The organism is Curtobacterium sp. PhB115 (assembly GCF_003752025.1).
Taxonomy (GTDB): domain Bacteria; phylum Actinomycetota; class Actinomycetes; order Actinomycetales; family Microbacteriaceae; genus Curtobacterium.
Genome location: NZ_RJKR01000005.1, coordinates 674,018 through 686,412, shown reverse-complemented (window position 1 = coordinate 686,412; position 12,395 = coordinate 674,018). Strand labels below are relative to the sequence as shown.

At 71.6% G+C, this 12,395-nt stretch carries 14 protein-coding genes; 9 read left to right on the top strand and 5 right to left on the bottom strand.

Annotation, left to right across the window (positions count from 1 at the left end; all coding sequences use genetic code 11):
• Positions 1–190 precede the first annotated feature (190 nt).
• Genes EDF19_RS03455 through EDF19_RS03445 form a run of 3 tightly spaced genes read right to left on the bottom strand, consistent with a single transcriptional unit; the run spans position 191 to position 2,771 of the window.
• A complete protein-coding gene (locus EDF19_RS03455; RefSeq protein ID WP_123679497.1) occupies positions 191–1,129 on the bottom strand; it encodes an ABC transporter substrate-binding protein in 939 nt (312 codons plus the stop codon).
• Entirely contained in the window at positions 1,129–1,908 is a 780-nt protein-coding gene (locus EDF19_RS03450; protein WP_123679496.1) for an ABC transporter permease, read from the bottom strand. The genes EDF19_RS03455 and EDF19_RS03450 overlap by 1 nt, the downstream gene beginning before the upstream one ends.
• Positions 1,909–1,910: 2 nt before the next feature.
• Positions 1,911–2,771 carry an ABC transporter permease gene (locus tag EDF19_RS03445; RefSeq protein ID WP_311317092.1) on the bottom strand — a complete coding sequence of 287 codons (861 nt, stop codon included), beginning with the start codon at positions 2,769–2,771 and terminating at the stop codon, positions 1,911–1,913.
• Between the two features lie 240 nt (positions 2,772–3,011).
• On the opposite strand from EDF19_RS03445, the gene EDF19_RS03440 reads away from it, so the two are divergent.
• Positions 3,012–5,882 (top strand): invasin domain 3-containing protein, encoded by a 2,871-nt coding sequence (locus EDF19_RS03440; protein ID WP_123679495.1) that lies wholly within the window; start codon positions 3,012–3,014, stop codon positions 5,880–5,882.
• Between the two features lie 148 nt (positions 5,883–6,030).
• Here the strand turns inward: EDF19_RS03440 and EDF19_RS03435 are convergent, their stop codons facing one another.
• Together EDF19_RS03435 and EDF19_RS03430 are read right to left on the bottom strand one after the other, a co-directional pair.
• Positions 6,031–6,702: a GAP family protein gene (locus tag EDF19_RS03435; RefSeq protein WP_185022647.1), complete on the bottom strand. Its 672-nt coding sequence runs from the start codon at positions 6,700–6,702 to the stop codon at positions 6,031–6,033.
• Between the two features lie 8 nt (positions 6,703–6,710).
• Positions 6,711–6,965, bottom strand: coding sequence for a DUF6458 family protein (locus EDF19_RS03430; RefSeq protein ID WP_123679493.1), 255 nt, complete (start codon positions 6,963–6,965; stop codon positions 6,711–6,713).
• Positions 6,966–7,145: 180 nt separating this feature from the next.
• Here EDF19_RS03430 and EDF19_RS03425 point away from each other — a divergent pair, with 180 nt between their 5' ends.
• From EDF19_RS03425 to EDF19_RS03390, 8 genes are all read left to right on the top strand, one after another.
• A complete protein-coding gene (locus EDF19_RS03425; RefSeq protein WP_123679492.1) occupies positions 7,146–7,565 on the top strand; it encodes an SHOCT domain-containing protein in 420 nt (139 codons plus the stop codon).
• Positions 7,566–7,569: 4 nt separating this feature from the next.
• Positions 7,570–7,998 (top strand): DUF6325 family protein, encoded by a 429-nt coding sequence (locus EDF19_RS03420; RefSeq protein ID WP_123679491.1) that lies wholly within the window; start codon positions 7,570–7,572, stop codon positions 7,996–7,998.
• Positions 7,999–8,006: 8 nt separating this feature from the next.
• Positions 8,007–8,315 carry an SHOCT domain-containing protein gene (locus EDF19_RS03415; protein WP_123679490.1) on the top strand — a complete coding sequence of 103 codons (309 nt, stop codon included), beginning with the start codon at positions 8,007–8,009 and terminating at the stop codon, positions 8,313–8,315.
• 60 nt (positions 8,316–8,375) lie between these two features.
• Complete coding sequence (locus EDF19_RS03410; RefSeq protein ID WP_123679489.1) at positions 8,376–8,873, top strand: DUF1269 domain-containing protein; 498 nt, start codon at positions 8,376–8,378, stop codon at positions 8,871–8,873.
• A gap of 37 nt (positions 8,874–8,910) precedes the next feature.
• The gene (locus EDF19_RS03405) at positions 8,911–9,405 is read left to right on the top strand and encodes a DUF1269 domain-containing protein (RefSeq protein WP_123679488.1); all 495 of its coding nucleotides are present in this window, start codon (positions 8,911–8,913) and stop codon (positions 9,403–9,405) included.
• Positions 9,406–9,509: 104 nt separating this feature from the next.
• A complete protein-coding gene (locus EDF19_RS03400) occupies positions 9,510–10,229 on the top strand; it encodes a GAP family protein (protein WP_123679487.1) in 720 nt (239 codons plus the stop codon).
• A 26-nt stretch (positions 10,230–10,255) separates the two neighbouring features.
• The gene (locus tag EDF19_RS03395; RefSeq protein WP_123679486.1) at positions 10,256–11,632 is read left to right on the top strand and encodes a hypothetical protein; all 1,377 of its coding nucleotides are present in this window, start codon (positions 10,256–10,258) and stop codon (positions 11,630–11,632) included.
• Positions 11,629–12,306 (top strand): GAP family protein, encoded by a 678-nt coding sequence (locus tag EDF19_RS03390; RefSeq protein WP_123679485.1) that lies wholly within the window; start codon positions 11,629–11,631, stop codon positions 12,304–12,306. The genes EDF19_RS03395 and EDF19_RS03390 overlap by 4 nt, the downstream gene beginning before the upstream one ends.
• Positions 12,307–12,395: the final 89 nt, after the last annotated feature.

The window sequence follows — 12,395 nt, the reverse complement described above, 5'->3', positions numbered from 1 at the left end:
TCGGCCTGCGCCGAGCCCGGGCCCGGGCCGCCAGCACGCTCACACCCGCACTCCCCGGCAGCAGCTCCGTGTTCCAGGGCCGCGACGGTGGCAGTCACCTGCCGCAACCGTCGTGGTTCGGGGGACTCCTCCGTCGAGGCTCGGCCGGCGCTACGGGAGCGCAGGCGGCCGCACCGGCGTCGTTCCTGGGCTACTCGAGCAGCCCCTCCTTGGTCAGCCAGTCCTTCGCGGCGGCCTGGGCCTGGGCCTTCTCGCTGCCCTCGACACGGTTGCGCAGCGCGATGAGGTCGTCGGTCGTGAGCTTCGCCGAGAGCTTGTTCAACACCGAATCGAGCTTCGTGCTGGAGATGTCCTTGTTCAGGAACGGCAGCACGTTCTGCGACGCGATCAGGTTCTCGGGGTCCTTCAGCACGAGCAGCTTCTTCGTCACGAGGTCGGGCGACGTCGTGTAGATGTCGGCCACCTGCACGGTGTCGTCGACGAGGGCCTTGACCGTGTCGGGTCCGCCGTAGTCCTCGATGGACTTGAACGTGACCTTGTCCACGCCGTACGTCGCCTTGAGTCCGGGGATGCCGTAGGGGAGGGTGCCGAACTGCGGGTTGGCTCCGAGCGTGAAGGGCTCGATCTCGGAGAGGTCACCGATCGAGGTGAGGCCGTTCTCCTCCGCCTCGGCCTGGGTCACGACGTAGGCGTCCTTGTCCTGGGCCGGCGACGGGTCGAGCACCTGGAAGTCCTTCGGGATCTCGGTCTTCAGCGCGGCGTCGACATCCGCGGTCGTCTTCGCGGTGGCCTTGGTGTCGTAGAAGAACAGCAGGTTGCCGTTGTACTCCGGCATGAGGTTGATCGAACCGTCCTTGAGCGCGGGGATCGTGGTCTGCCGGGGGCCGAGGTTGAACTTGGTCGTCACGTCGAAGCCGGCGTCCTCGAGGACCAGCGCGTACATGTTGCCGAGGATCTCGCTCTCCGGGAAGTTGAACGAGCCGACCACGATCGGGGTGCTGCCCGACCCACCGTCTCCGCCGGGGGCCGCTTTCGTGGGGTCAGAGGTGGAACAACCGGAGAGCGCCACGATCGCGCCGATCGCGATCGCACCCGCGAGGATGCGTGTTCTCGTGCCTGCTGTGGACATCAGTGGTCCCTTTCGTCGACGGAGAGTGCGGTCACCGCGCGGCGCCGGAGTGGCAGCGCGCGGACGTGTGTGCGGCTGCGACGGGTCCGGACTGCCGGACCGCGGCGGGTGAGGCGCTGCGCGAGGGCGAAGAGCCCGTCGATCACGAGCGCGAGGACCGTCACGAGCAACGCCCCACCGAGGATCAGATCGTTGTCGTTCAGGCTGATGCCGGTCGAGATGATCGCGCCGAGGCCGCCGAGCGAGATGTACGACGCGATCACGACCGTCGCGATGACCTGCAGGACCGACGCGCGGATCCCGCCGATGATGAGCGGCAGCGACAGCGGGACCTCGACCTTGAGGAGGATCTGCAGTTCGGTCATCCCCACCGAGCGAGCGGCGTCCACCGTCTGCGGATCCACGGACTCCACCCCCGAGTACGCGCCGGCGAGGATCGAGGGGATCGCCAGGACGACGAACGCGATGATCGACGCGATGAACGCAGTCTGCGTGAACGGCACGGTCATCCCGATGACGACGAAGAGGGTGCCGAGCAGGCCCAGCGTCGGCAGCGCGCGCATGGAGCCACTGAAGGCGATGACGAAGCCGCGCCCGCGCCCGGTGTGACCGATGTACAAGCCCAGTGGCAACGCGATCAGGGCCGCGATGGCGACCGAGATGAACGTGTACAGGAGGTGCTCGCCGATCCGGTCCTGGATCGGGAGCGGGGTCTGGAGACCGGGACGGTAGTTCGCCGGGTCGAGGAGCCAGGCGACCGCGCTGAGGAAGAACTGCACGGTCAGGCCTGCCGTTCGATCGTCGCGAGCACGGCTCGCCGCTGCGGCCGCCGCGATCGCCGATCGATCCGACGCGACCAGGGCATCAGCACCCGCCCGATCACCACCAAGACGGTGTCGAAGACCAGTGCGATGACGAGGCTCGCCGCCACGCCGACGAGGATCTCTTCGAGGAACTGACGCTGTCGACCGTCCGTGAACAGGAAGCCGATGTTGGCGGAACCGACGAGGGCACCCACCGAGACGAGGGCGACTGTGCTCGCCGAGACCACCCGCATCCCTGCCAGGAGAACGGGACCAGCCAACGGGAGCTCGACCGCCCAGAACCGTGCCCACGGAGAGAACCCGACGGAGGTGGCCGAGTCGATGACGTCCGCCGGAACAGCGGCGAACGCATCCGCTGCCAGCCGCACCATGATCGCGACCGCGTAGACGGACAGCCCGACGACGATGTTGACGGGGTCCGTGATGCGGGTACCGAGCAGGTAGGGCAGGATCACGAAGAGCGGCAGGGACGGGATCGTGTAGAGCAGACTGCCGCCGCCGACGATGACCGATCGAACGGGCTGCCAACGGTTCGCCGCCCATCCCGACGGCACAGCGACGGCGAAGCCGAGAACGACGGGCACCGCGGCGAGACCCGCATGGGTGACGGTGAGGCCCCAGACGAGACCGGAGTTCGCGATGATCCAGTTCAGGGCAGCATCCCAATCCTCATCGGACGACCAGCGAGTGGCACCTGCGTCCCGCAGCAGCGCTGCGTCGGCCTGAGAGTAGTCGCGCCGGACGGATCTGACCGGCCGGGACTCCGCGCTGGTTGCGATCCTGAGGACGAGGAACGACAGCCCTGTCAGCGCGAGCACCGCTCCGAGCCCCGCGAGTGGGTACCACGACGATCCAGACCCGAGCGGACCGGCCCCTCGCCGGTGATGTCCGAGAAGCGCTCGCGTCGTCGTGCGGGACGCCGGCCCGTGACCCAGTTCGGGGGTGAACGCTGAGGTTCTTCTCCGGAACGTCCTGAGGGAACCGTACGATTCCGGCAACTCGATGCCTGGCCCGTGACTTCCTCCCGTGCTCGCCCGCGTCGTCCGAGAGGCTCACCCGTGCCCCGTCTCCCGTTCCTCCGCCGCGCCGTCGCGACGGCCGCAGTCAGCACCCTCGTGGTCGGCGCAGCGGCGGTCGCCCTCGCGGCTCCCGCGTCCGCGACGACCGCCACGGTCACCTACACGTCGGGCTCCAACAGCTTCACGGTCCCGGCCGGTGTCAGCGCCCTGCACGTCGAGGCCCTCGGCGGCAGCGGCGCGTCGATGTACGGCCAGATCGCGGGCGGTGCCGGCGGACTGGTGACGGCGGACCTCCCCGTCACCAGCGGCACGACCTACACCGCGGTCGTCGGCGGCAACGGGGGGAGCGGGAACGGTGGCGCGAACGGCGGCGGGAACGGCGCCGTCAGTCCCACGTACGGCACCAGGGGTGCAGGCGGCGGCGGTGCGTCCGACATCCGGACGACCGCGGGCGACCTCGGTTCGCGAGTCCTGGTCGCCGCGGGCGGTGGCGGTGGCAGTCAGTGGGCCGGCACCGTGGGTGGTGCCGCGGGATCGGCCGCCGCCAGTTCGCAGTGCGGATCGAGCGCCCAGCCGGGCACCGCGTCCGCCGGTGGTGGCGCGGGCTCCTGCTACGGCGCCAACGGGGGGACCGCGGGCACGCTCGGGACCGGCGGCAACGGCGGCCTCCGCGACGAGGGCAACAACGTCGGTGGCGGTGGCGGTGGCGGGCTCTACGGCGGTGGCGGCGGCGATGCGTTCGGCGGCGGTGCCGGTGGCTCGAACTTCGTCACGGCTGCTGCGTCGAACACGAGCACGGTGACCGGTGCGCTCGGCGCCGCGCCCTACATCCGGATCACGTACCTGCGACCGGCCCTGAACGGTGTCACCGTCAGCACGAGCGTCCCGAGCCTCACCGCGGACGGCACGAGCACGCTCGTGGCCACGGCCCACCTGACGAACGTCGTCGCGTCGACCGCCGACGGCGAGGCCGTCCGCTTCAGCAGCTCCGCCGGCAACACGTTCGGCGCGGTCACCGACAACGGTGACGGCACGTACTCGGCGACGATGACCGCCACCACGGCCGTGGTGGACGCCGCACGGATCACCGCGTCCGTCGACGACGGCACGCAGGCACGCACCGGGACGACCTCGTTCGCGCAGACCGTCGGGGCGACCGATTCGCTCGCCGTCTCCGTCACGCCCGGCTCGGTCACGGCCGACGGGACGTCGACCGCGACGATCGACGTCGTCACCGCCGATGCGTACGGTCACCCGACGCGCCCCACCGGCGTGACCCTCAGCACCTCCAACGGCGTGACGACCACCCCCGTCGTGCAGTCCGAGCCCGGTCACTCGACGAGCACGATCCGCGCCACCACCACGGCGGGCACGGTGACCATCACCGCGACCGACAGCGAGTCCGGTCTGAGCGACTCCGCGGAGCTGACGCAGGTCGCCGGTCCCGTCACCACCGTGACCCCGCGCACCCCCGCGGAGTCGGTCGCAGCGGACGGCACGTCGGCCTGGTCGGTCACGACGACCCTCGCGGACGCCAACGGCAACCCGGTCTCCGGTGCTGCCCCGGTGATCACCACGACGGACCCCGAGGTCGAGGTCGGCGACACCACCGACGACGGTGACGGCTCCTACACGACGGCCCTGACGCCCTCGACGACGCTCGGCGCGGTCACCGTCACGGCGACCGTCGGCACGGTGACCGGCACCACGACGTACCGGCAGGTCGTCGGCGCCCCGAGCGCAGTGCAGATCACCTCGGCGCCGGTGACGTCGGTCGCCGACGGCAGCACCACCAGCACCGTCACGGCCACGGTCACGGACGCCGCCGGGCACCCGCTCGCCGGCCTGCCGGTGACCTGGTCCTCCGACGACGCCGACCAGCGGATCTCCGACGTCACCGACAACGGCGACGGCACCTACTCCGCTGTGATCCGGGCGAGCACCACCGTCGGCGAGGCGACGCTCACCGCGTCCGTCGACGACGTCGACACCGCAGCCGCGACGCAGACGATCACGCAGACCATCGGCGCACCGGCCGTGACCGACGTGACCGCCGCGGACCGCACCGTCACGGCGGACGGCACCAGCACCACCGACGTCGTGGCGACCATCGCCGACGCGTACGGCCACGCGATCGTCGGGCTCCAGCCGGTCGTCGCGGCGTCCGACGCCGGCGTCGCCCTGTCCGCCGTCACCGACCTCGGCGACGGCCGTTACGGCGTGACCGCGACGGCATCGACCACCGCGGGCACCGTGACGTTCTCCGTCACGGCCGGCGGTGCGACCGGCACCACCGAGGTCCGTCAGGTCGCCGGTGCAGCCGCGGTGCTCCGCCTGGCCGTCGGAACGCCGGTGGACCAGGGTGACGGGACGTTCGTCACCTCGGTCACGGCGACGGTCACCGACGCCCACGGCAACCCGGTCAGCGGCTCCGCGCCGACGTTCCGGACCGTGGACGAGCGCGCCGTCGTCTCCGAGCCGGTCGACAACGGCGACGGCACCTACACCGTCACGGTGACCGCACCCGCGGGGGTCTCGACCGACCTCGCCGTCGCGCTCGGCGACCTCACCGCCGACACCACCGTGCCCGGCGGGATCGTCGTGGTGCCCGTCCCGGAGCCGACCGACCCGACCGACCCCGAGCCGACCGACCCGACCGTCCCCGTCACGCCGTCGGACCCGACCGACCCGGTCACCCCGTCCGACCCGGTCGCCGTGCCGACCGCGCCGTCCGCCGGGGCGGCACCCATCGGCACCGTGGCACCGACGGCGGTGCGGAAGCCGGCAGCCACCGAGGCGGAGCTCGCGTACACGGGCACCGACGGGCTCGTCGGAACGGGTCTCAGCGCCCTGCTCCTGCTGACGCTCGGTCTCGGCCTGCGGCTGCGCCGCCGGCGCCGCAGCGCCTGATCGCGGGCCGCGCCGAGCGCGAGACGCCGTCGTCGAGCCGGGACACGGCCTGAGACGGCGGCGTCTCGGCCTGGAGGCACGGTGCGGGCCCGCACCGTGCCTCCAGGCCGCCGCCGCGTCCGTCCACTGCCCGTGGCCGGGTCCGCGGTCAGAAGCGACCGAGTCCGTCCCCGACGAGGACCGCCCCGACGAGGACGAGCACGACGACCGTCACCGCTCGTGCGTTGTGCGCGAGCCAGGCACGGAGCTGCTCGAGCCGGGAGCGGGCGGAGTCACCACCGACCAGGGCGAAGACGATGGGCCCGGTGACGGTGGCGGTCATGACGACGGCGTTCGCTCCGAGGAGGACCGCGGTCGGGACCGGCGCCAGGTCCGCCGGCGCGAGGACGATGCCGACGCCGGAGGCGAGCAGCAGGGACTTCGGCCGGAACGCGAGCACGGCGCCGACGACCAGCGCGACGACGGGGCGGACGGTCCCGACCGCACTCGACAGCAGCCGACTCCACCGGTTCGGGCCGGACGCGACGGGTCGGCGGAACACCACCCACCCCGCGGCGATCGCTGCGGCACCGAGCAGGCACTCGGACAGCGCGAGCGCCGGGGCCCCACTGGCCGGCAGCCGGACGAGGAGGACGCGTCCGAGGAGCGCCGTCGCACCGACGGTGAGGGCGAAGACCGCGACGACGTACCCGAGCGCGAACAGGACGGCCGGACCGAGTCCACGTCCGCCGAGGAGCAGCGTGAGGACCGCGGCGATCGGGACGGAACTCAGCGCGCCGGCGATGGCGAGGGGCAGGACCTGACCCACGACGGCGAGCACGGTCCCGGTCAGATCTCTGTGTCGTCCTCGTCGACCCGGCGGACGGTCCGCTGCCCGGTCACCGGGTCGATCTCCGTCACGACCGTGGTCGCCGCACGGCGCGGACGGAACCGCAGCACGAGCCCGAGGACGAGGACGAGGACGCCGGCCACCATGAGGATGTAGCCGATCAGTTGGATGTCCACGCCGACGAAGGTGAAGTCCAGGGCGAACGCCATGATCGCCCCGACGACGAGCAGGAACACCCCGCCGCCGATGCTCACGGGACCACCGCGCGCCGTGCTGTCACTGGAGTCATGGCACCACGATCGGGCCTCCGACGATGCGCCGTATCACCCGGCCGGGGTGATTCAGCCGACCGCACCTGAATCACCCGCTTGGGGTGGTACCCGGTGGCTGCCCTGCCGGATAGACCTGGGCCATCAATCAGGGAGGAAGCGATCATGGACTTCTGGGACACCTTCTGGGCGATCGTCTGGTACGCCTTTCTCGGCTTCGCGTTCATCGCGGCGCTCATGGCGCTCTTCTCGGTCATCGCCGATCTGGCACGCGACCGGGAGCTGAGCGGCTGGTACAAGGCCATCTGGTTCTTCTTCCTGGTCTTCGTGCCCTTCCTCACCGTGTTCGTCTACCTGATCGCACGGGGCAGGAGCATGGCGGAGCGGAGCGCACGAGCATCGGAGCGCGACCAGCAAGCCGCCGAGGGCTACATCCGTCGCGTCGCCGGGACCTCTCCCTCCGACGAGATCGCGAAGGCCCGCACCCTGCTGGATACCGGGACGATCACCCAGGCAGAGTTCGACGCGATCAAGGCGAGGGCCCTCAGCGGCTCGCAGCCCGTCGCGCACGCCGGGGCGGTCTGACGCCGTGCGCACCTTCGAGTACGGCCCCGCGGAGGTGTTCATCGCCCTGTACCGGGGCGACCTCCCCGACAGTGGAGTCCTCGGAGCGCTGACGGACCTCATCGCCTCGGACACGATCCGTCTGCTCGACCTGCTCCTCATCACCCGTCACGACGACGGCACCGTGCTGGTGCGGGAGATCGACGACGTCACGGCTCCGGGCGGCACCGGTCCGATCGAGCTCGAGGGACGGGGACTCACCGCGAACGAGGACATCGACCAGATCGCCGACGCACTGGAGCCCGGGACCTCCGCGGCGGTCGTCGTGATCGAACAGCTCTGGGCGAAGAACCTGGCAGAACGGTTCACCGGCAGTGGGAGCCACCTCCTCTGGAGCACGAGGATCCCCGCGCCGGAGCTCAACGAACTCGCCGCCGCGGCGCACATCGGTTAGGAGACGTCATGCCCTTCAGACGATTCGGTCGACCCGGACTGCTCGGGCTCGCCGCCCGGACCGCGGTCGTCGCCGGCACCGCCTCGGCCGTCGGGGGTGCGATGCGGAACCACCAGGAGCGTGCGGCCGACGAGCGCGCCGACGCCGAGGCGTGGGAGGCCGAGCAGACCGTGCCGGTCCGACCGCAGCCAGCCGCCGGAGCCCCCGCCGAGCCGGACCTGATGAGCGAGCTCGAGCGGCTCGGTCAGATGCGCCAGCAGGGGCTCCTCACCGACGCCGAGTTCGCCGCCGCGAAGCAGCGCCTCATCGGCGGCTAGCGCTCGCCACCTCGTGATCGCCCGCTCTTCCACACCAGTTCGACAACGAAAGGGAACCCCATGGCCACCACCACCGCCAGCGACTCGACCGTCGGCGTCTTCGCCTCGAGCGACGAAGCCCTCGGCGCCGCCAAGGCACTCAAGGACGCCGGGTACGGCGACGACGTCGTCTCCGTCGTCGGGAAGGGCGTCAAGGACGACAAGAAGGTGCACGGCTGGATCCCGGTCGGGAACGAAGCCGGGACGTTCGGTGGTTGGGGTGCCCTCTGGGGTGCGCTGACCGGGTGGCTCCTCCTCGGTTTCGTCTGGCTCCCCGGCATCGGCTGGGTCGCGGCGGCCGGGTGGCTCGCGAGCACGCTCGTCGGTGCCGGCATCGGCGCCGGGCTCGGTGCGCTCATCGGCCTCGCCGTCCCCGAGGAGGAGATCCCGCAGTACGAGGACGACCTCAAGAGCGACCGCTACCTCGTGATCGTGCACGGTGACGCGGCGACCGTCGACGCAGCCCATCGCATCATCGACGGCGCCGGACCGGTGCGGGTCAACCGCTACTCCGAGTGACGACCACCAACACCACCACCACTGAAGGGAAACGATCATGGCTGACCTCATCGTGATCTCGTTCGACGACGACGCCGACGCCGTCGCCGCGTACAACGAAGTGCAGGAACTGCAGAACGACCTCGTGGTCGAACTCGCCGGCCTCGCGCTCGTCCACGTCGACGCGAAGGGCAAGACGCACGTCGAGACACCGGGACCTGCCGGGAACGTCGGCGCCGGAGCCGCCGGGGGCGCGCTGTTCGGCACGCTCCTCGGCCTGCTCTTCTTCGTGCCGTTCTTCGGGCTCGTCATCGGCGGGGCGCTCGGCGCCCTGTTCGCGGGCCTCGACAAGACCGGACTCAACGCGGAGTTCCGCGATCGTGTGAAGACGGCCGTCGCCGACGGACGCTCGGCGGTCGTCATCTACGCCACCAAGATCACCGAGGACAAGTTCGGTGAGGCCCTCTCCCGCTTCGGCGGGACGATCGTGCAGACCTCGTTGTCGGCGGACGACGAACACGAGCTCGCGCACGACATGACCGGCGCGCGCTGAGCGTGCGCCTCCGGCGCGCGCACAGCGCGCGTCCCCGGCGACGCACCACCGGCCCCTGACCCCGGTGGTGCGTCGCCACCCCCTCCAGCGGAAGGACGGAGCCCATGGGTGCGCTCATCGTCGGGCTCATCGCGCCGGCGCTCGGGATCCTGCTCAGCCCGCTGGCGATCATGGCCCTCGTCGCAGAGCTCCTCTCACGGCGGTTCCGCGCGAACGGGCTCGCGTTCTTCCTCGGCTGGCTCCTCGCGACCGTGGTGGTGGTCGGTGTCTCCGTGGCCGTCTTCACCGCGATCGACTTCCACCCGCGCACCGACACCCCGCTCTGGCTCGGGGCGGTGCGGCTCGTCATCGCGGTCGCACTGATCCTCGCCGCCGTCTGGGTCTACCGGCGAGGCGGTCGAGACCTCCGGAAGATGGCAGCGGCATCGAGCCCGGAGGAGGTCGCGGCGGCGGCACCGCAGCTCCCCGGATGGTTGCAGAAGGTCAGCGAGTTCACCCCGCTGCGGTCCTTCGCGCTGGGGTTCGGGATCTTCGCGGTCAACCCGGTCGACGCGTCCTGCGCGATCATCGCCGGTCTGGACATCGCCGGCGCGCCCGTGTCGCTCGGCGACGGAGCGGCCGTGGCGATCGGCTTCGTGGTCGTCGGTGTCGCGCCCATCGCCGTCCCGGTCTTCTTCGTCCTCGCCCGAGGTGACGCCGCAGCGCCGCTGCTCGAGCAGCTCCGCACCTGGATCGCCGGGCACACCAACGTCCTGAACGCCGCGCTGATCCTGGTGATCGGTGTCCTGCAGCTGCAGAAGGCCGTCTCCGCACTCATCTCCTGACACACCGGTTCGGGAAGGACCGCACCATGACGAACCCCGACGAGGAACTCGCGGCCCTCCGCGCTGAGAACGCCGCCCTGCGCGACCGCCTCGCCGGGCTCGCCGACCCGGCGTCGACCCCGGATGCTGCGGCGGCCGCGCCGGCGCGCCGCGGACGCGCCTGGGTCGTCCCCTCAGCGGCGCTGATCGTCATCGGGGCGATCCTCGCACCCGTCGCCGTGGTCACCACCTGGGCGCAGCGCGAGGTCGCGTCGACCGACGCGTTCGTCGCGACCTTCGCGCCGCTCGCCCGCGACCGCGCCGTGCAGAGCCTCGTCGCGACCAGGACGACCGAGGCCATCGAGGACCGTCTCGACATCGCGGCGCTGACCGGGACCGTGTTCGACGGCATCGGACAGCTCGACCTGCCGCCGCGGGCGAAGACCGCGCTGTCGGCGCTCGAGGCCCCGGCCACCGCGGGCATCCAGGACCTGATCAGCAGCACCGTCGACCGCTTCGTCGCCTCGGACCAGTTCGCGACGCTGTGGGACCGTCTGCTCCGGACCGGCCACACCCAGGTGGTCGCCTCGCTCTCCGGGGACCGGGACGCGGCCGTCTCGATCGGGGAGGACGGCGCGATCGGCCTGCAGCTCGGGCCGGTGGTCGCCGAGGTGAAGGAACTTCTGGTGGACCGTGGTCTCACCTTCGCCGCGCGGATCCCCGCCGTCGACCGGACCATCGTGATCGCCACCTCCGACGCCGCGGTGCGCGCGCAGACGGCGTTCGCGCTCGTGCAGGTGCTGGCGACGTGGATCCCGTGGCTCGTGGTGCTCTGCATCGGCGCCGGGGTCGTGATGGCGCGGCGACGGGCTCGAGCCCTGGCGCTCGGAGCGATCGGCGTGGCACTCGCGATGCTGGTGATGCTCGCGGCGCTCGGGGTCGGTCGGGTGCTGGCGGTGCGCGAGCTCGCGCCGGAACTCATGCCGAGGAACGCCGCGCGGGTGATCTACGACAGCGTCGTCGCGTTCGCCGCGAGCGCCGCCGTCGCCGGCGCGGTCCTCGGTGTCTGCGTCGCACTCGTCGCGTGGTTCTCCGGGCACTCCGCATCGGCGACGCGCCTGCGCAGCGGTTTCGGCACCGCCGCCGGTGCGCTCCGCGCCTGGGCCGAGACGCACGGGATCAGCACCGGCCGCGTCGGGGACGCGCTGTACCGGGGCCGGGTGCTGCTCCGCGCGGCGGTGGCGCTCGCGGCGGCCGCGATCATCGTGCTGCACCGTCCGCTCGCGCCGTCCCTGATCGTGTGGACACTCGTCGGCGCGCTCGTCGTCGTGGCGCTCCTCGAACTGGTGGAACGACCGCCAGAGCGACGGGGGACGCCGACCTCCGCACCCGGATCCGACGATCCCGTCAGGAGCGCAACGTGAACCTCGCGGCCCTCATCGGTGAGTTGCTCCCGCAGGCCGTCACCATCGCGATCAGCCCCATCCCGATCATCGCCGCCGTCCTGATGCTCCTGTCGCCGCGGGCTCGGGCCGTCGCGACGGCCTTCCTGTTGGGCTGGGTGCTCGGCATCGCGGTCGCGGTCGTCGTCGTCACGGTGCTCTCCTCGTTCGTGCCCGCGACCGATCCGGACGCCTCGAAGCCCGTGGCCGGCGTCGTCGAGATCGTGCTGGGGGTGCTGCTGGTGCTGCTCGCGGTCCACCAGTGGCGGGCACGTCCGGCCGCCGGCACGACCGCTGATCCGCCGGGGTGGATGGGCGCCATCGACTCGATGACCCCGGTCAAGGCGGCCGGACTGGCCTTCCTGCTGGCTGCCGTGAACCCGAAGAACCTGCTCATGGCGGTGGCGGCCGGCGTCGCGGTCGGTACGAGCGGTGCCGATCCCGGCTCGGTCGTGTGGGCGCTGGTGGTGTTCGTCGTCATCGCGTCGCTCAGCATCGCCGTGCCGGTCGTCGGGTTCCTCGTCGCCGGAGAACGGGTCGCACGCTCCCTCGGGACGCTCCGGGACTGGCTCACGGCGAACAACGCGACGATCATGGCCGTCCTGCTCCTGGTGATCGGCGTGACGACCATCGGCAAGGGCATCGGCGCGTTCTGACGCTGGCGTCGGCGCTGCTGACGGCGGCGCTGCCGACGGCGGCGCTGCTGACGGCGGCGCTGCTGACCGCGGCGCTGCTGACGTCGGCG

Coding starts and splice junctions, on each gene's coding strand:
- EDF19_RS03400 (WP_123679487.1), top strand. CDS start 9,510: ATGGGTGCGCTCATCGTCGGGCTCATCGCGCCGGCGCTCGGGATCCTG.
- EDF19_RS03395 (WP_123679486.1), top strand. CDS start 10,256: ATGACGAACCCCGACGAGGAACTCGCGGCCCTCCGCGCTGAGAACGCC.
- EDF19_RS03410 (WP_123679489.1), top strand. CDS start 8,376: ATGGCCACCACCACCGCCAGCGACTCGACCGTCGGCGTCTTCGCCTCG.
- EDF19_RS03415 (WP_123679490.1), top strand. CDS start 8,007: ATGCCCTTCAGACGATTCGGTCGACCCGGACTGCTCGGGCTCGCCGCC.
- EDF19_RS03455 (WP_123679497.1), bottom strand. CDS start 1,129: ATGTCCACAGCAGGCACGAGAACACGCATCCTCGCGGGTGCGATCGCG.
- EDF19_RS03425 (WP_123679492.1), top strand. CDS start 7,146: ATGGACTTCTGGGACACCTTCTGGGCGATCGTCTGGTACGCCTTTCTC.
- EDF19_RS03405 (WP_123679488.1), top strand. CDS start 8,911: ATGGCTGACCTCATCGTGATCTCGTTCGACGACGACGCCGACGCCGTC.